The 18,440-nt window shown below is 36.7% G+C and carries 18 protein-coding genes; 2 read left to right on the top strand and 16 right to left on the bottom strand.

The genetic code is table 11. The features are described from left to right. Nucleotides 1-29 precede the first annotated feature (29 nt). From HZI73_RS09185 to HZI73_RS09145, 9 genes are all read right to left on the bottom strand, one after another. Nucleotides 30-434 (bottom strand): sensor histidine kinase, encoded by a 405-nt coding sequence (locus tag HZI73_RS09185; RefSeq protein WP_212697950.1) that lies wholly within the window; start codon nt 432-434, stop codon nt 30-32. A 220-nt stretch (nt 435-654) separates the two neighbouring features. Beyond that, entirely contained in the window at nt 655-1,815 is a 1,161-nt protein-coding gene (locus HZI73_RS09180; RefSeq protein WP_212697949.1) for a uroporphyrinogen decarboxylase family protein, read from the bottom strand. Between the two features lie 12 nt (nt 1,816-1,827). Then, nucleotides 1,828-2,790, bottom strand: coding sequence for an ABC transporter permease (locus HZI73_RS09175; protein ID WP_212697948.1), 963 nt, complete (start codon nt 2,788-2,790; stop codon nt 1,828-1,830). A 16-nt stretch (nt 2,791-2,806) separates the two neighbouring features. Further along, complete coding sequence (locus HZI73_RS09170) at nt 2,807-4,315, bottom strand: sugar ABC transporter ATP-binding protein (RefSeq protein WP_212697947.1); 1,509 nt, start codon at nt 4,313-4,315, stop codon at nt 2,807-2,809. A gap of 66 nt (nt 4,316-4,381) precedes the next feature. After that, nucleotides 4,382-5,368, bottom strand: a complete 987-nt coding sequence (locus HZI73_RS09165) for a substrate-binding domain-containing protein (protein ID WP_212697946.1) — start codon at nt 5,366-5,368, stop codon at nt 4,382-4,384. 253 nt (nt 5,369-5,621) lie between these two features. Beyond that, entirely contained in the window at nt 5,622-6,053 is a 432-nt protein-coding gene (locus HZI73_RS09160; protein WP_212697945.1) for a CBS domain-containing protein, read from the bottom strand. Nucleotides 6,054-6,145: 92 nt separating this feature from the next. Beyond that, nucleotides 6,146-6,403, bottom strand: a complete 258-nt coding sequence (locus HZI73_RS09155) for a zinc ribbon domain-containing protein (protein WP_212697944.1) — start codon at nt 6,401-6,403, stop codon at nt 6,146-6,148. 319 nt (nt 6,404-6,722) lie between these two features. Beyond that, a complete protein-coding gene (hpt, locus tag HZI73_RS09150; protein WP_212697943.1) occupies nt 6,723-7,259 on the bottom strand; it encodes a hypoxanthine phosphoribosyltransferase in 537 nt (178 codons plus the stop codon). A 94-nt stretch (nt 7,260-7,353) separates the two neighbouring features. Then, nucleotides 7,354-7,860: a GNAT family N-acetyltransferase gene (locus tag HZI73_RS09145; RefSeq protein ID WP_212697942.1), complete on the bottom strand. Its 507-nt coding sequence runs from the start codon at nt 7,858-7,860 to the stop codon at nt 7,354-7,356. Nucleotides 7,861-8,039: 179 nt separating this feature from the next. Between HZI73_RS09145 and HZI73_RS09140 the strand changes: the two genes are divergently transcribed. Continuing rightward, on the top strand, nt 8,040-8,381 hold the full coding sequence (locus HZI73_RS09140) for a winged helix-turn-helix transcriptional regulator (RefSeq protein ID WP_212697941.1): 342 nt from the start codon (nt 8,040-8,042) through the stop codon (nt 8,379-8,381). A gap of 28 nt (nt 8,382-8,409) precedes the next feature. On the opposite strand, the gene HZI73_RS09135 is transcribed toward HZI73_RS09140, so the two are convergent. Then, nucleotides 8,410-10,170, bottom strand: coding sequence for a S41 family peptidase (locus HZI73_RS09135; protein WP_212697940.1), 1,761 nt, complete (start codon nt 10,168-10,170; stop codon nt 8,410-8,412). Between the two features lie 314 nt (nt 10,171-10,484). Between HZI73_RS09135 and HZI73_RS09130 the strand changes: the two genes are divergently transcribed. Then, entirely contained in the window at nt 10,485-10,946 is a 462-nt protein-coding gene (locus tag HZI73_RS09130) for a ferritin family protein (RefSeq protein WP_212697939.1), read from the top strand. A 158-nt stretch (nt 10,947-11,104) separates the two neighbouring features. Here HZI73_RS09130 and HZI73_RS09125 read toward each other — a convergent pair whose 3' ends face one another. From HZI73_RS09125 to HZI73_RS09100, 6 genes are all read right to left on the bottom strand, one after another. Continuing rightward, the gene (locus HZI73_RS09125) at nt 11,105-12,214 is read right to left on the bottom strand and encodes a hypothetical protein (protein WP_212697938.1); all 1,110 of its coding nucleotides are present in this window, start codon (nt 12,212-12,214) and stop codon (nt 11,105-11,107) included. 267 nt (nt 12,215-12,481) lie between these two features. After that, entirely contained in the window at nt 12,482-12,898 is a 417-nt protein-coding gene (locus HZI73_RS09120) for a hypothetical protein (RefSeq protein ID WP_212697937.1), read from the bottom strand. A gap of 211 nt (nt 12,899-13,109) precedes the next feature. Continuing rightward, nucleotides 13,110-14,327: an ROK family transcriptional regulator gene (locus HZI73_RS09115; protein ID WP_212697936.1), complete on the bottom strand. Its 1,218-nt coding sequence runs from the start codon at nt 14,325-14,327 to the stop codon at nt 13,110-13,112. 96 nt (nt 14,328-14,423) lie between these two features. Beyond that, on the bottom strand, nt 14,424-16,667 hold the full coding sequence (locus HZI73_RS09110) for a glycoside hydrolase family 2 protein (protein ID WP_212697935.1): 2,244 nt from the start codon (nt 16,665-16,667) through the stop codon (nt 14,424-14,426). A gap of 45 nt (nt 16,668-16,712) precedes the next feature. Beyond that, a complete protein-coding gene (locus HZI73_RS09105; protein ID WP_212697934.1) occupies nt 16,713-17,519 on the bottom strand; it encodes a carbohydrate ABC transporter permease in 807 nt (268 codons plus the stop codon). Next, nucleotides 17,506-18,420 (bottom strand): carbohydrate ABC transporter permease, encoded by a 915-nt coding sequence (locus tag HZI73_RS09100; protein WP_212697933.1) that lies wholly within the window; start codon nt 18,418-18,420, stop codon nt 17,506-17,508. Before HZI73_RS09100 ends, HZI73_RS09105 begins: the two co-directional genes overlap by 14 nt. Nucleotides 18,421-18,440 lie beyond the last annotated feature (20 nt).

Below are 18,440 nucleotides of genomic sequence, written 5' to 3'. Positions count from 1 at the left end.
CCATAAAATATTCTTATAGGATAATGCTATTATTGCTCTTTTATGGGATTAATATAAAAAGATTGAGTTTTAGGGTCAAACTTAATGCGGATACATAATTGCTGATAGTTAGATACCTCATCAACAAGTTGCTGTAGCTCATCCATCAGTGCATTCAATAATGAAAAGCGCTGTATTTCAAAAAGCTTATACGCTTCATCGTATTGGAGGGTATATTGAAAGTTACCAAAGCGATAACGGTACAATTCAAGTATAGCTGTCATGGCTTTCATTTCACTTTCTAAGATACCATAGTCGGATTCCCTTAGGGTATATCGTAATACCACTTCAATGAGCTTTAACATCTCATATGTACCATGGGCTTCTTCTATATAAGCAAAATCCTGTACAGAGATTAAACTGGGAAACAATATTTTTCTTACAATTTGTTCCATCCAACCACCCTTTTCATATTGTCATTAAACTTCACCTTATAGATGCTCATCATAAATACCTTCAACCATGCTATTATTATGCTTCATTTATGGGTCTGCTGCAAGGAAATTAGAAGCATCTAGAAATGCGTGGGCATAAATGACAATAAGACTAGCATGTTATGCTAGCCAATTATCATTTATGCTTTATGGTTCATATAGCAATAAAGCTTATTATGCATTAGTACTGACCATAGGTCTGTAAAGCGTCCCACATGGCCATAAAATTCTCTGGTGATACATCTCCTTGAATGTTATGCACAGCAGAAAAGACAAAACCACCATCTTTTGCCAGATGATCAATTCTTCTTTTCACTTCTTCTCTTACTTCATCTGGTTTGCCAAAAGGCAGGATGATTTGGGTGTCTACACCACCACCCCAAAAGGTGATATCTTTGCCAAACTCTCTTTTGAGTACTTTGGTGTCCATATCGCTGGCATTGACTTGTACTGGATTTAATATATCAACGCCTTCTTCAATAAGATAAGGAATAAGGGGTTTACAAGCGCCGCATGTATGATAGAAAATGTAGACTTTACTTTTTGCCTTTTCCTTAATAAATGAAAAGAGTTTCTTATGATAAGGGTGTACGATTTTTTTATAGGCATCCGCAGAGCAAAGTAAGCTGTTCTGGGTGGCTAAATCATCTGCTTCGGACACAATGAGCACATTATCTCCAACTGCATCCAATGCTTTTTCCCAATACTGCATTTTTAAATCTGTAATCTTTTCCATAAGGGCATGCGCATATTTTTCGTTAATGAGCATGTCAATGAAAAATTTTTCAAAACCTGACATCCATAGGGCTGTTTCCCAAATACCCGCATATTGCCTGCCAAGAATGTAAGCTCTTTTTTCTTCATGGACATAGTAATCCGCACGCTGCTTCATGGTCTCAAATCGTTTATCATCCAGTGGATTAGGCCATGGAAATGCCTCCAATTCTTCTTTTGTATTAACCTGATTAAGAGGACCTTCTAGCATATCATAATATAAGCCGTCTTTTACGGGCATTCGCCACTTAATGCCCCATTCGTCTGTTCGCTCATAGTAGTCACCTTTTTGAGCAGGGGGTTTTCTCAAGCCAAGCTCCGATGGTGGTAATGGGTCCACACATCGTACATCAATACCCAATTGCTCAACCAAATCATCTTCAATACGGGCTAATTGCTGCATTTCATCATAAATTTCTATGTTGTCGATGGATAAGCCAAGATGTTGTCGTAAGTTGATGTAACATGTTTTGTTCATACCTGTTAAAACACTACCTCCTAAATCAAAAGGAATCTTATCCGGTTCTTTGTGTTCAAGTGCTCGTTTAACACGTTCATAACTTGTCATTTTCCAAACCTCCTATGCGAATGCTTTTCTTTCTTTTCTAATTTTTCCATACTGGTCAATCAGTACTGCTAATAACAGTGTAGCACCAATGACGAAAGTTTGCCAATACACATCTACACCAAGCAAGGTGAGGGAGTTAATGATCAACGCCATCAAGAGCGATCCTAAAAATGCACCTGTTACCGTACCTTCTCCACCATTCAAACTTGCCCCACCAATAATAACAGCTGTAATAACCCTCAGCTCTAAACCTGTACCAGCGGTCACTGAAGCAGCTCCCAGTCTTGATGTCATCACAATACCTGCCATAGCCGCAAAAGCACCTGTTAACACGTAGTTTAATATTTTCATTTTCATCACGTCAATACCGGATAGTTTAGCCGCTTTTTCATTTCCTCCAATATAATAATTCTGTCTGAAAAAGCGGGATTTCCTTAATAATATATCACCGATAATGACAAAGATAACAGCATACCATATGGGCATTTGTATACCCAGAATCTTAGACTGTCCAATTAATTTAAACGTGCTCCCAAGACCTGTTACATTCTGTCCCTTGGTTAAAATCAGTGTTAATCCTCTATAGATACTAAGGCTGGCAAGTGTGGTAACAAAAGGGTTAATACCCAATTTGGAAACAATAAACCCGTTTATAAAACCAATGGCACTACCAATCATAATACCGATTAAAATAGCCACCATAACAGGTAACCCTGATCTTATGAGCAGACCTACTGCCGCACCTGAAAAGGCAACTACAGAACCTACGGACATATCAAAACCGCCACTCACCATAAGATTAACCATGGCAACTGCAATCATGGTTTCAATGGATAGCCCTAATAACAAAGCTAATATATTTGCTGTGGATAAGAAATAAGGTGATGCAAAACTCATCACAACAAAGATTGTGGTCACAATCATAAAAATCATAAATTCACGCATTTTCGTCATTCTTCTCAACCATTCCATCATTAAGCCTCCTTACTGTTTATTCATCTAACGCTATGCCTGTGGCATAGGCTATGACATTCTCTTCTGTTGCTTCATGTCTATCCATTTCACACACCAGCTCACCTGATTTCATGACCATAATGCGATCGCTGATACCTAAGACTTCCATCAAATCCGATGAAATGACAATGACAGCGACACCTTCCGCTGCAAGATTTCTAAGGTGTTGGTATATCTCTGTTTTTGCACCGATATCAACCCCTCGGGTGGGTTCATCCACAATGAGTACCTTGGGTTTTATATCACACCATTCACCTAGCATAACTTTTTGCTGATTACCACCAGACAAGTTGGCTATGGCACGTGTATGGTCCGGTGTGACAACAGAAAATTTCTCGATAGATGCCTTGGCATAGGCTTCCATCTTATTGTCTTTTAAGAAAAGCCCCCTTGTAAAACGTTCTAATTTGTTGGCAATGAAATTATCTCTAATGGAAAAATTCAAATACAAACCATCGTACTTACGGTCTTCACTCATATAACCTATACCCTGCCTTATAGCGTCTTTAGGAGAACGGATATTGACTTTTTTTCCTTTTATGTATATCTCCCCGGATTCAATAGGTTCAGCGCCAAATATACCTCTACCCACTTCTGTTCTGCCAGCACCTACTAAGCCTGCAAACCCTACAATCTCACCTGCTCGAACAGAAAAACTAATATCTTTAAACATTTTCTTTCTACTGATCTGCTTAACTTCTAATATGGTTTCTCCGATACCTTGGTTTTCTGTTCGCTGTCCATACATGTTCTTAATTTCTCGTCCTACCATGTTTTTTACCAGATATTCTTCATCAATGTCTTTAACCTGAGCATCGCAGACATATTGGCCATCTCTTAAAATGGTTACCCGGTCAGCAATCTGAAATATTTCTTGTAAATGGTGCGAAATATATATAAAGGTTATACCCATATTTTTCATTTTTCGTATGTTCTCAAATAACTTATTGACCTCAACCTCTGTCAGTGATGATGTGGGTTCATCCAAGATTAAAATTTTAGGGTTTAGGGACATGGCTTTTAAAATTTCAATGATTTGCTGATTAGCTACAGACAGCTCTTTCACAAGCATATCAGGTTTTATATTGTCCACATCAAATAATTGCAACATGTGTCGTGTATCTTCATGTAATTGATCCCGATCAATTATATTCCATTTTTTTACGGGTTGACGATTAGCAAAGATGTTCTCTGCAACGGTAAGATTCTGAACCAAACTCAGTTCTTGATAGACGATACTTATCCCTTGGGCATTGGCCTCTTGTGCTGATTGAAATGTAACTTGTTCATCTTCAATATATATATTGCCGGCACAAGGTTTATGAATACCACACAACGTCTGCATTAAAGTGCTTTTTCCTGCACCATTTTCACCGATGAGGGCATGTACTTCACCCTTCTTAAGCTTTAAATTCACTTTATTAAGCGCTTTAACACCTGGAAAGTTTTTTTCTATATCTTTAACTTCCAAAATATACCCTGCCAAATCACTCACCTTCTTTCTTGTTGCTAGAAACCATGGAGGTGGTCCGTAGACCACCTTATGTTATCTTTATCGCATAAAATATTCATTATTGTCTTGATCAACAATAATAACACCTGTATCTACATTTGCAGGAATACCAAGGACATTTGCTTTTGCATTGTCTTTTGTAATCTGTACATTACTGTTATTTAAGTTATATAGAATTTGTACCGCATAGTAAGGCATCAGCGCTGTTTGCTGAGCGACAGAGGCAGTGATGACACCTTCCTCAATGGCTTCCAGCACTTCATTTCCTCTATCCATGGCAATAATTTTAACTTGGTCGGCAACCCCTGCTTCTCTAACGGCTGTTGCCGCTCCTGAACCACCAGCTGCTTCAACACATACAATACCTTTTAAGTCCGGATACTTTTGTAAAAGGGCAGATGCTGCTTGTGCCGCAACAACAGGGTCTGACTGGGTATCCACTATTTGCACTACTTCTATATCTGGATAATTGGTAAATGCTGTTTCATAACCTTTCACACGCTCTTCAAGGTTAGATTGACCAGGCTTTGTCATAATAGCTACTTTACCTTTTTCACCAATGGCTTCAGCCAGATAATTACCACCTGTTATACCTGCATTAATGTTACCTGTGCCTACAAATGCTAAACGATTCGATTCAGGTAAATCTGCATCTACTGTAACCACGGGTATGCCTTCAGCTATGGCTTTGTTCACAATACTGTTAAGAGACGGTTCAAAACCTACCACTACGATACCATTGGGCTTTTTAGAAATGGCTTGTTCAAATGCTGCAACCATAGCGTTCATATCGTATTCTGCTGGGCCTACATATTCTGTTCGGACACCCAGTTCTTCTCCTACTTTTTCCATACCCATTTTATGGTCATAAAAATAATCTAAATTTCCAAGAGCTGATACTTCAATGTATAATTGCTCGTCATGCTTCTCTGCTGCTACTTGATCATTTTTGGTTTCCTTTGTGGTACAACCTACTAAAGATACAATAAGTGAAACAAGCATTATGATTGGTATTATTTTTTTCATTCTTATCCTCCCATGCAACATATAATTTATCGTACTACAGCTGTACTACTTATACATTGATTATAGCATCGATTTTCTTTTAGCATTTCTGTATATTTTCTTTTTTTATAGCAAATATTTAATATAGGTCCACAAAATATTACTATATTTTAGATGTCTAGTAATATTCTAAGTGATGGTATAGCAAAATAATGCTATTTTTAAAAGAGAACACAAAAAAGCCCTTATCATAATAAGATCAGGGCTTTAATTGTTAACTCAATGTATGAAATGAATCTTCCGTGATATCGTTCAATACCTCTCCTGCTTCATCTTCAAAGCTTCTGGCTTGTGATACATCTTTTAATGAAATCATACCTATTAAATTATGGTTTTCCACAACAGGTATTCGCTTGACTTGGTTATCTGACATAAGATGAACAACTTGTTCCACATCCATGTCCGGTGCAACCGTAATGACATCTTTAGACATGATGTCTTTACATTTGGCTTGATTGGCATTCAAATCCTCTGCAACACTTTTTAACACAATATCTCTATCTGTTAAGATACCAACTAATTTATGGTCTTCTTCAACAGGTATTGAACCAACATCTGCATCCCTCATTTTCATCGCCGCTTCTTTAATGGATGTGTCATCCGTTACAGCAATTATATCAGACGTCATTATCTCCTTAGCTTTCATGTATTAACACTCCTTTCTAAAATCTATTACGGACTTATTATTAGAAAAAGGTCCTGTTAATATACAAAAACTTTACCGTCATATGGGGATGTTTAAGCTTGTTTCCACCGCTTTAACGTAGGGAGTGTCTTTTCCATTATTTCTCTGGCTTGGCTCTCTTCCATACCTTCTTTCACCATAAAAGGAACACAGGTTTCAATCATCTGTTCCATGGTCTCATCGGGATTTGTAAAAGCACCATTTGGGTAACAGAATTTGCAATACTCATCATTTGGTGTTCCATCTTGATTTGCTCCATACAGACTAGCATCTTCCATTGGCATACCACAACTTTGACATATTTTACTCATTTTCATTCCTCCTATTTTTGAGGCCTATCATAACAAAGAATCTTACCTATATGATGCACCTCTTCATTGATGAGCTTATTATATAATACTTAATATGACAACTCTATGTCATATTATAAGAGGAAGCACTATTTTTTTATTTGATTCGTTGCAATGAGCAATAGTCCCCTTTACTACTTCAACTGGGTATGTTCATCATACCTTATGTATGCATGCCATGGGTGTTTCCTAATAAAAAGAAAAAATGGTTATGCCTACGTTATTTAGACGTATGCATAACCACCATATCCTTTTTAATGGGTCGAATCTACAATTCCTATTACTGATAAGCTTCTTCCTTTAATATACCGACAAATGGAAGATGTCTATATTTCTCAGCATAATCAATACCATAACCAACGACAAATTCATCGGGAATATTAAAGCCTTTATATTTTACATCAATATGGGCTTTTCTTCTTTCTGGTTTATCCAGTAACGTACATATTTCAATGGCTGCTGCACCTCTTGAACGAAGGTTTTCTGTAAGATAACTAAGTGTCAAACCTGTATCAATGATATCTTCAACCACCAATACATGCAACCCTTTTATATCCTTGTCCAAGTCTTTAAGAATCTTCACAATACCTGAACTCTGGGTGGATGTTCCATAACTGGATATAGCCATAAAATCTAACTCAAGGGGTATAGAAATCTTGCGAATAAGGTCTGCTACAAATACATTAGCACCTTTTAATACACCTATGACCATCAAAGGTTTACCTGCAAAATCCTCTGAAATCAACTGAGCAAGTTCCAATACTTTATCTGCAATCTGTTCTTCTGATAGAAGTACTTCTTTCACATCATTATACATCCTATAACCTCACTTTCTACTTTGACCATCCACTATTATAGCATTTTTGTTGTAAAAAGTGAACATTATTTTATTTTTTTTACGAAACGTTCATTTACTTCCTATTTTCCTCATGAAAACTAAGGTTGGGAACATTTCTTAATACGGTAATAAAACCATCCAGTATCTGGTGGGTCACCTGAAACCCTTTGTTTTGATAGAACTGCAGAGCATCATCATTACCATTGGATACGTAGATAAATATATCTTCAATGGTATCAAAAGATGTCAGCCATGCCATGGCCTTTTCAAATAACACGCTGCCAATACCTGCACCCCGGTATCCCTCTTTTATATAAAATTGGGATAGACATCCTACATGTTCCTTGCTAACGGATGCCATATCAAAAAACGTTGCAAAATCATTATCGTATACCTCTTTCTCAGAAATATTGCAATAGACATAACCAACGATATTCTCCTTATCTCTAACAATCATCAGATAGTTTTCTACAGCACTTTCCATAGAAGGTATCATTCTTGTTTCAAAGGACATGCCATCAAATCGTTCAGGTGTTATGGTAGCTTTTGACTGTTGAAAACGCATCAGTTCATTGCACATATCTTGTATACACTCTACCTTTTCAGGTGATATCACTTCATAACGCATCGTCATGTTATCCCAAGTCCCTTCTTGATTTATTTTTTTAGGTTTGATACCATTATAGCAAGCATCACACTAAAAACAAGTACGCAGTATTTCATGACTAGGAAAGAAAAAACTGAGTATAGGAGATCAACATGAAGGAAAAAGATGTCTACAAAAATAGTTTTGATGAGTGTTCATTAACCTATGCACTGAGTGTCATCGGTGGAAAATGGCGTTTACCCATTCTGTGGGCTTTGAATCAACAAGGTCCTGTCAGGTACAATGAACTGAAAAGGAGCATCCATGGCATCACAAATATGATGCTGACTCAATCACTTAAAGAACTGGAATCCTATCATATCATACATCGTCAACAGTATCTGGAAGTTCCCCCAAGAGTAGAATATTCCTTGACAGAGCATGGAGAAAGTCTTATGCCAACCCTTAAAGCTTTGGCAAAGTGGGGAAAAAACGTAAAAAATAGTCTATCATGACACCATGGGCAAAAAAAGAAAAGAGCCACTAGATATCTATCTTATCCGATTCAATACGTTTTGTTTCATCCAGTAGAATTTCAAAAGGTATGGTTTTTTTCTCGTATACTAAATAACCTTTGAAGGCATAACGTATAAGGGTTTCATCTTCTTTGATTCCCCATCCTTCGGATAAGGTTATCTTTTGATACCCACCAAACTGGGATAATTCTTTATTCCTTTCATCTATAAATGCTTTCATCATGTCTTTGGGGATAATTTTTTGATTGTCATCGGATAACATGTCATAGATTAAATCGTACTGATAGGTATCGTACATGGTATAGATGGCTTCAATAGATGTTTGATAGTCAGAATGATCCAGCTTTATATATGTAAATGCCTCGCCTACATTGTAACCCAACTGATTATATTCTTTGTCATACTCATGATATAAATAGTCTTTTGCAAATGCCAATACGGTATCCTGATGATTGATTCGGTCTTTTACAGATTGTGTCACTTGGTAATGGGGTTGAACGCCTCTTTTGGTTTCTTCACCGTTAGGTCTTACGATGTACTTGGATGATACACACACCTTTAATTGGGAGTGAGGTAGGTTAAAAAAGTAAATATTACCGTACTGAGTAGCTAGACCTCCTGTTTCTTCCCCGATTACAATGCCTAGATGATAGTCTTTAATGGCAGAAGCGAACATACTTGCTGCTGAGAAACTGTTACGATTCGTCAGTAAACATAACCGACCATCAAATGTATTGCTCAGATGTTGATTAAATACCATTTTAGGCTTCTGTGACAGGATATCGCCTATCTTTCCATAAGCTGAGTTCGTTTGCTCGGATACCTTTATATCCACACGACTCACTTGAGAGAATGGCTTATCATATAGATGGGATATGAGTTCTGTCCCCAACCGGTCTACTCCCCCTGGATTATCCCGAATATCTACAATCAAGTTGTCAATGTGCTTGTCTTTCATGGTCTGAAACATGTCCTTTAAGAAGCCTTCAAAGGCATAAGGCTCTTTAAATCGGTTGATATCCAAATAACAAATATCATTATTCAGTATGCGATAGGTATATGTCTTTTGGTCATTGAACTTACTCTTGAAATAACGGTCAACCATGTCTTTTGATACACCTGTTATTTTTTTATGGTTTACTTTTCCTTTCCATTTATAGGTAACATGGAATGTATCTTCCACATGATAGTGCAACCACAATAAATCATATAGGGCTTCCTCTAATTGTCCTTCTCGGTACGCATCTCGGGTGCCTACAACATATTTTTTTAGTGTCGTTATGATCTCTTTCACGTGAATGTCCTCAATGGCTGTTATTTCTGCCCCAAGTGGCAGGATGATGTGATTCTCTAGACAACCAATAACATACATTTTATTATCACGTATTTCGGTGACCAGTGGAAATACTTTGCTGTCCTCTATGGCTTGATTAATCAACGCTTTTGGTCGAACGATACTTGTATGGCCATCTTGAACTAAGCTTATGAAAGGAGCTATTAAGGTGTAATATTCAAGTATGGTCATGGGTTGACTCAACTGTTTTTTTATATTAAGACGTTGACTTTCAAGTTTATTTTTCCCATATGAAGCATATAAATTAGGGTGAACTTCCTCTAAGGTTTTGGTTAAATGCTCAAAGTCTTCATGGAGCTGTTTCACACTAAGACGTTTATTTTCTATTTGTTGGTCATTTTCTTTAGCATATGCAGGTGCATACATGTTCAAGCTCATCATTAAAATGAGCATTAAAGTCATTATTCTTTTCAACGTTAACCTCCTTATTTTATACTCTCATTTAATGTTGGATTGTTTCATTTAAAAGCTCTCTAGAAAGCATGGGTTCAGTATAATACTTCATCCACGTGCAATCCATTGATTTACATGACAATTCATGGATAATTCTTACATTTTTGTTAGATAATCTTCGATACTTCCTTGTGGTATATACATGCTGTTTTTTCATCCATGGAATATGTTTACCAACTGGAATCCTAGAATATCACGTTCAAATTGGAATGGTATCTTTTGCAAATAGTCAACACATTTGTTATAATGATAATGAATTTAGCTAAGGAGGCCATATGATGAATCAAGCCAATGTACAAGAAATACTTCGATTCGCTATTACAATCGAAGAAGAAGGGGTTACCTTCTACAACAAATACAGTGAACTTGCTAAAGGCGATATGAAAAAGCTTCTCTTAACACTTGCATCAGATGAAAAAGCTCATGCTGAAGTTTTCCAGCAGATGCTTGATGAACTGGATACCTCCGTAGATGATTATCTGTTTCAAGAAGAAGTGGATTCTTATTTTCGTTTTTATGCAAACCACGTAGCATTTAATCGTCGAAAAGAAAAGTTAACATCCATAATAGAAGTACTGAAGGTCGCTATTGAAACGGAGAAAATAACCACAGAATTTTATAGAGGTCTTATTCCAAAAACATCGGATGATAAAGTCCTTGCCATTTTAAACCGCTTAGTGGATGAAGAAACGAAGCATCAGCATGTTCTTGAAGATTATCTCAAGACTGTTATGTAGACATTTTACAAACTAAGTGTAAGGACATCTTTACAGAAGCGCCATAATGATGCACATTAAAGGACCGTTATATTCATACGGTCCTTTTGCATAGGCTTAATGGTATACACGCTATATATGCTAATATATTTTTCTATGTTCAAAATCTAATTTACATCTTATACCTCTAATTTGAATTCACCTGTCCTGTAGATGTTCCCATTAATCTGTATGGCTATTTTATAATCACCACTGTATAGTTTTTTAGTGGTCATTTGCTTGAAAAGATGCTTTTTCTCAATGGTTAAAACATCACCTGGATGCATGATGACTTTCTTAATTTTGAATACTTTTTCTGATTTTTTCTGATTGGCCATAGGGTATATTATTTTGTAGTCTATAATAAGCCCTTCTTCTTTTTTGGAAATGATATCAAATGAAAATTCCAGGCATTCTCCCAATGTCAGCTCTTTTTTATGGATGTTTAAGGGTTTAACTTCGATGTCAGGATTTTCACCATAACCTAAAAATGTCAAGGTGTTTATGTGTCCTCTTTTAATGGATGTTCGAAGTGCGTGTCCTATCATATAAGTCATTTCTTTATCTGTTTGCTTACTGGACTTTTGCCACTTATCCAGTAGCCCCACCACATAATCCGCATCTATCTTTGAGATGTCATTCAAATGGTTAGCTACAGATCGGGTGACATATCTTTCCTTGTCATCATAAAGATGTTCCAGTATCTGAGCACCTTTTTTATAATCAAAATCAATGGCAACAGCCCAAGGCAGCTTAGGTCTTAACCCTTCACTGGCTAACCTTCTTTGTTCTACATGGTCACTAAGTGCCCATACCTCCATCTGTTCATAGGTTTCTTCTGGGAACGCATTAATAAATCGCCTAATAGCAAATTCACCTGAGAAAAACTTAGTAAACTCCCCAATGGCTTTTAATGATAACTGCAAATGCGCCCTTGTGCAACCGTTGACCATCACATAGTCTGTATAGGGGGAAAAAGTAAAGTCACCGGCTTCTTTAACATGATGTAAGGATTTCATTAAAAGATCAATGGTTGTCTCATAATCATCTGGTAAATACTTCTCGATTATTTCACGTACCCATGACATACGCTCTTTCAGTTCCCGTTCAGGAAATCCCTTGAGTATATCATCTGCAAAAGACCCTTTATCAAGTGTTGAGTATACTTTGCTAATACAGTCTGTTAATTGGTGGACTACCTTTTCATTAAATAATTGGTCTTTAAGGAGAACAGGCATTTCATCTTTCATTGCTACACCAACTTTCTATGATAAAACGAACGTTTTTTTTATCTTTAATCATCATCATTATACTACCTTACCAAAATTATAGCAATGCTGGCCATGATGGGTATGATAAAAAGAGCGTTCATAAAGTCCCCATACTTTAGAACGCTCTTTTCTCCCTTATTACTCATCTCTAATTTTAGAAAACTAACAATCTACCCAGTAGAACATACTTTATCCCATGGTTGAACCCTCTTTCAACTTATAGGTTGCAATGTTGTTCTTGCTTGCTTATAGCTCCCTCTCATGTTGATAAGATGTTTCTTCCACATCAAATGTGTTATATAACCCTATTAATTCTTCAATAGCCTCTTCATCTACAACATACCATAGTCCATTGACTTTCATTGTATTACCTACTATGACTATGTTATACGTGTTTCCATTGTTAAACTTAATAAGGGTCCTCCATCCCTTAGCTGCTTGAAATAGAATGAATTTCCCATTAAGCTTATTGAAGCACGCTAAAAACTTATGTATATCTTCTTTTTCCGTTACATGTTTCTGTTTTGGAGGAGAAGGAAGTGTCACAAAGGTAATGGCCTGAATATCATGGATGTTGAAAGTAGGTAGATTGCGTGTCGTTAATAGTGCATACGCAACGATCAAAGCGCATAGTATAACCAAGTAAATGTAGTATTTCTTCATCCTATTCAATACCTAAGATAACCTCCTATTAACCGCCCTCATTGTGTTAAATGCATTTAACACAATAAGCATACCATAGCACGTCTACACAAGTCATCACGTTTTGATTACTTTCTATTTAACTTTTTATTACCAAATATGAACAATTTTATTGAACCTATTACGAAAATATGTAATACCATGGCAACATTTGAGATGATACAAGCATGTTTTAGGTATCTATTCCCATAAATAAGTTGTTAATAATTAATGTTGCCGCACCAATAACACCCAAGTCTTCTTCAATGGATGATACGGTTATTTTTGTCTCCACATAATTATCCGATATGCTTGTTGAAGCAGCTGATGCTTTAATGGCATCCATTAAAAATGCTTTAACTTTTAGCATGGGTCCTGTTAAAATCACTTTTTCTGGATTAAGTATGTTAATAAGGGAACCAATACTTCGTCCAATGTAACCGCCTGTTTCGGTTAATAGTTTCACCACCACAGGATTCTTTTGAAAAGCCGCATCATATATTTTATCAATGGTTAAATCATCTAAACGCTCAATATGAAATACCCCATAATCCTTGGTACTTATAAGCTCTTTCAACCGGTCAACCACACCTTCTTCGCTGGCTACAGTTGTTAAACATCCTGTGTTACCACATTTACATGCATAGGGTTGACGGGTTACTTGAATATGCCCAATCTCCCCTGCACCAAATGTATTACCAGAATACAGTTTACCGTTGATGACTAAAGCTCCACCAATACCTTCACTTAGATTTATTAAAATAAAGTTGTCACTTTTCTTAGCTTTTCCAAACCACTTTTCACCTATGGCCATCACACGAACATCGTTATCCACGATGATATCCGTATCAAAGGTTTCACTTAAAATTTGCTTAATGGAGATATGGTGCCAATTAAAAGCAGGTGCAAAGATGGACTCACCTTTTTCAGAGTTGACTAAACCATGCATCCCCAAACCGATACCAATAATTTTATCCGAATCCACATTGGACTTGAACAGGATGTCTTTAATACCACTAATAATGATGGTCATCATATCCTTTTCCGTTAACTCACGACCTGCTTTTGGATAGGGATAAACGTGTTTCACCTGCATGTCACCATCCATGTTAATCATGCCAACATTTACATGTGTAAGCTCTGTATGCACACCAATGATATAATTCTCCTTGCTATTCACACGTAATAAAATAGGTCTTCTTCCACCACTGGAATCACCAATGCCGATTTCTTCAATTAATCTGGTTTGAAGCAAATCATTTACATTACTTGATATGGTTGCTGGATTTAATGCAAGTATTTTTGCAATATCCGCTCTTGAAATGGGCCCTTTTTGTTTAATAACATTTAATATAGCATTGGTATTGATTTTTTTGATTAATTTTTTATCAGCAGTCGTTCGTCTTTTCATGACATCACCCTTCAGTCTTATGCAATGATCCAAATTATGTTATCTCATCTATTATCTGTCTATTATAACCTTATGATAATAGGATTTCAACAAATTTTATTGTACCGTTATAGAGAGTGTTTGTTTATCAAAATGCATGGAAGATACATGGATGTCAATACTTCCTTTTTTATTAACGGTTTCAACCCAAAAAGCAATCGAACCACCTACAAGGGTTAATACTTCAGGTCCAATGATACGTCCTACACCTGTTAGGTCCAAATGAATGCATTCATTATAAAAAGGCATAAGATTGCCGTACTGGTCTAAGGCTTCGATGACAATGCGTGTAGCATCTTTTTCTTCTGCATGGAGTGTACTATCATCTGCTTGTATGCGAAGGTCAGTAGGTAAGGGCGATTTGGCTAATTTTTTTTCTATGACTTTTTTATTATCCACAAAGCCGATTATGTCACAGTCTTCCCATAGCATACCCCACTCCCCTATTTCACTTGGATTGATAATGGTTTCATCAATAATGACCGGTGGATAGGGGAGACTTTCAAACATGCTTTTTGAAGGGTATATTTTCTTAGCTGGGAAGTCGCCATACTTGAATTCAATGTAGTCACAATTTGTTAAAATAACCAAAGGTAATACCCCGCCTATACTTCGCTCACCTCTTGCCCAAAAGGTAACAGGCTGTAACACAGGTTCAACATCAGGAGAAACCTGAGACCCATAAGCATAGGCAGCAAATTTCTTTGTTCGAAACATATCCATGACACCGTGATAACATATTTTATCACCTGAGCCAAAATCTTTGTGGGTATTATAATCAAAGGCACACCAGCCAATAGCACCAGAAACATTGTCCATGGCATAGGATGCATTTTGAACCCTTAAGTGCCGTAACACATGTTCCATTTGACGTTCTTCTTGGTCAAATTTTTTGGTGGGATACATATGCCCATTGTATTCTGTCACAAGGTAAGGCACTTGGTGGTCTAAATGTGTAACATCCTGTTGATTTCGAAGAACCATGTCATGGCCATCGTGTACAAAATCATTCATGGTATACACATCTTCTAATAATGCACTGTTTTCAATACACCTGACACCGCCCGTTTGTCGCGTGGTATCGTATAATTTAGCTGCATCATTTGTTTGTTGATAGAAAGCATCGTTATCCATTGATTCATTAATACGCACGCCCCAGAGAATAATGGAGGGGTGATTCCAGTCCCTTTGAATCATTTCTCCCACATGGTTAATGGCAATCTTTTGCCATGCTTCATCACCAATATGCTGCCATCCAGGTATCTCTTCAAAAACTAATAAACCGATTTCATCACAGCGGTTAAGAAAATGAACGGATTGAGGATAATGAGCTGTTCTCACTAAGTTCACATGACATTCATGTTTCAGTATGTCAGCATCTTTCTCTTGTACCCGCTTTGGCATAGCATAGCCATTATAGGGATAGGATTGATGACGGTTAAGACCCATTAATTTGATTTTTTTGTTGTTTAGGTAAAATCCATCTTCCTTAAACTTACATTCTCTGAAGCCTATTTTTGTTGTAAACGTATCCTCATACGTATCACCAAGAAGTGTTAGACTTACGGTGTATAACTTAGGATTGTGTATATCCCATAATTGAATATCGGTTATGTCTTCAAAAACCAAATGGCCTTTTTGAATATCTTTGCCAATATCCAGTTGCTTATTTCCTTCATATACCACATGATTATGGTCATCGGTCATGACCAACTTGAATTCACCCACTGTTTCCAAAGCTGTTTGGTTATGGGTATACACATCTATTTCAAGCTCTTTCTTGTCCTGGTAGAGCTTATTGGTTTTTATCTGAGCATTTTGTATATAGAGTTTATCGTAGAAGGTTAAGCTGACTTGGCGATAGATACCACCATAGGTTAAGTAGTCAATTTGTCCCCCAAATGGTGGAATATCTTCTCTTTCAGTGGCATCCACGATAACCGTTAACATGTTTTCTTTTCCAAAAACTAAGGCATGACTTATATCGAATTCAAAAGGGGTATAGCCGCCTTTATGTTCACCTATATAATCACCGTTCACAAAGACTTTTGCATAGGCCATCACACCTTCAAATCGAAGGATACCTATCTTATGGGTATATTTCTTATCCACTTGAATGGGTAAACGATAACAGGATATAAATTGATAGAGCTTTTCATCAAAATAATGATAGGGTAGTTCAATATTGCTATGAGGTAAATGAACCAATTCATAGCTCTGCCATTGCTTTACTTTTTCCATACCTTCAATATAGTTAGGGATATATTGCCAGTTATTGTTTAATCGTAGTTTTTCTCTCATGTTTGACTCCTTATATTGCATTATCGTAAAACGCTTATGTCATCTTTATTTAACCGATCCAAGCATACCTTCTACAAATCTCTTTTGTAATAAGAAGAAAATTAATATGGTTGGTAATGTGGCAATAACAATGGCAACCATGATGACACCATACTCAGGAAAATAGGCAGATGATAATGATGATATCACCAAGGTAATGGTTTTTTTACCATCTGTCTGCAAGATAATCAACGGCCATAGGAAATTATTCCAACTTGTCATAAAAGCAATGATGCCGGCAGCTGCATATGTGGATTTCATGGTTGGTACATAGATATAAAAAAACGTTTGGTACTCTTTTAGTCCGTCTACTCTTGCCGCCTGAATCAATTCTCGATTAAAGGATTTGGTATTTTGCCTAAAGAAAAAGATCATAAACACAGTGGCGATGGTGGGTAATATAACAGCTGTGTGGCTATCAAGTAAACCCATCTTTGTAAACATCCTGAATAAAGGGATCATTAAAGCAGCAAAAGGTATCATCATGGTTAACAACAAGCCACCGTATACTTTATCTTTAATCTTAGAACGATAAATTTCAAACCCATAACCTGCTAAGGATGCTATGAGTAACAGTAAAACCGTGGAAATGATAGCGATTTTTGCAGAGTTCCATAAGACCAAAGGCAGGTCAACCATCTCTAACAACATCTTAACATTATTGACGGCTTCTAGGCCTGGTGTCATTTTTCCCTTAATGATATCCGTTGCTGTATTGGTGGCACCTATCACCATCCATATAAAAGGAAAGACGGATATCAGTGAAGCAATGGAAAGAAATATATATTTAAAACTTCCTTTAATTCTTTTCATCGCGATCACCTCCTAATCTAAATTGAATAAAGGCTAAAACAGCTATAATCAATACAATGATATAGGAAACCGTGGCTGCATAACCAAAATTAGGTACATATTTAAAGGATAGGTCGTAAATATATTGGGATAGAGTAAGGGTAGCATTCAGTGAAGACGTGGATGCACCACCACTGGTTAAGTTAACCACCTCATCAAATAATTGTAACGTACCAATGGTGGACATAATGGAAGTAAACAATATGATGGGTTTTAGCATAGGAACCGTAATGGATTTGAATCGCTTAAAACTTCCAGCCCCATCAATTTCTGCTGCCTCATAAATAGCCGGGTCGATGTTCTGTAGGCCGGCTAAGTAAAAGATCATATTGTATCCCGTCCACCGCCATGTAATAGCAATAATAACGGTTACTTTTGCCCATAAAGGGTCCGAAAGCCAAGCTATTGGTTCTCTTATCACATGTAAATTCATCAGTACAACATTAATAATCCCATCATACCCAAACATACTTTTAAATAAAATGGAATAGGCAACTAATGAGGTAACACAGGGTAAAAATATTGCTGTGCGGAAGAATCCTTTAAACTTTAGTTTTTTATCATTCAAAAGTGATGCAATTAACAGTGCCAAACTTAACATAATGGGCACTTGAAAGATAAAGAAAATAAATGTGTTTTTTAAAGCTGTTTGAAAGACGGTATCTGAAAATAATCGCTTAATATTACCTAACCCATTGAATGAATAGACAACACCTTTGCCACTCATTGTAGACAATATCAGTGAATTAATCACCGGGTATATATTGAATAGGCCAACAAGAACCAATGCAATGAGTATAAATAACCACCCGTACATTTGATAGAAATTTTTTCTCCTTTTATGCTGATGCCTCCGATGCATGTCATGCACTCCTTTCTAAA

The sequence above is a fragment of the Vallitalea pronyensis genome, from assembly GCF_018141445.1.
Lineage (GTDB): Bacteria > Bacillota > Clostridia > Lachnospirales > Vallitaleaceae > Vallitalea > Vallitalea pronyensis.
The sequence above is the reverse complement of the archived record's forward strand: the minus strand, read 5'-3'. Positions and strand labels throughout refer to the sequence as shown.

Bases quoted from the DNA above. Each gene is read 5' to 3' on its own strand.
- HZI73_RS09105 (WP_212697934.1), bottom strand. From the start codon at position 17,519: ATGAAAAGAATTAAAGGAAGTTTTAAATATATATTTCTTTCCATTGCT.
- HZI73_RS09100 (WP_212697933.1), bottom strand. From the start codon at position 18,420: ATGCATCGGAGGCATCAGCATAAAAGGAGAAAAAATTTCTATCAAATG.
- HZI73_RS09125 (WP_212697938.1), bottom strand. From the start codon at position 12,214: ATGAAAGATGAAATGCCTGTTCTCCTTAAAGACCAATTATTTAATGAA.
- HZI73_RS09145 (WP_212697942.1), bottom strand. From the start codon at position 7,860: ATGTGCAATGAACTGATGCGTTTTCAACAGTCAAAAGCTACCATAACA.
- HZI73_RS09155 (WP_212697944.1), bottom strand. From the start codon at position 6,403: ATGAGTAAAATATGTCAAAGTTGTGGTATGCCAATGGAAGATGCTAGT.
- HZI73_RS09130 (WP_212697939.1), top strand. From the start codon at position 10,485: ATGATGAATCAAGCCAATGTACAAGAAATACTTCGATTCGCTATTACA.
- HZI73_RS09120 (WP_212697937.1), bottom strand. From the start codon at position 12,898: ATGAAGAAATACTACATTTACTTGGTTATACTATGCGCTTTGATCGTT.
- HZI73_RS09115 (WP_212697936.1), bottom strand. From the start codon at position 14,327: ATGAAAAGACGAACGACTGCTGATAAAAAATTAATCAAAAAAATCAAT.
- HZI73_RS09180 (WP_212697949.1), bottom strand. From the start codon at position 1,815: ATGACAAGTTATGAACGTGTTAAACGAGCACTTGAACACAAAGAACCG.
- HZI73_RS09165 (WP_212697946.1), bottom strand. From the start codon at position 5,368: ATGAAAAAAATAATACCAATCATAATGCTTGTTTCACTTATTGTATCT.
- HZI73_RS09175 (WP_212697948.1), bottom strand. From the start codon at position 2,790: ATGATGGAATGGTTGAGAAGAATGACGAAAATGCGTGAATTTATGATT.
- HZI73_RS09140 (WP_212697941.1), top strand. From the start codon at position 8,040: ATGAAGGAAAAAGATGTCTACAAAAATAGTTTTGATGAGTGTTCATTA.
- HZI73_RS09185 (WP_212697950.1), bottom strand. From the start codon at position 434: ATGGAACAAATTGTAAGAAAAATATTGTTTCCCAGTTTAATCTCTGTA.
- hpt (WP_212697943.1), bottom strand. From the start codon at position 7,259: ATGTATAATGATGTGAAAGAAGTACTTCTATCAGAAGAACAGATTGCA.
- HZI73_RS09160 (WP_212697945.1), bottom strand. From the start codon at position 6,053: ATGAAAGCTAAGGAGATAATGACGTCTGATATAATTGCTGTAACGGAT.
- HZI73_RS09110 (WP_212697935.1), bottom strand. From the start codon at position 16,667: ATGAGAGAAAAACTACGATTAAACAATAACTGGCAATATATCCCTAAC.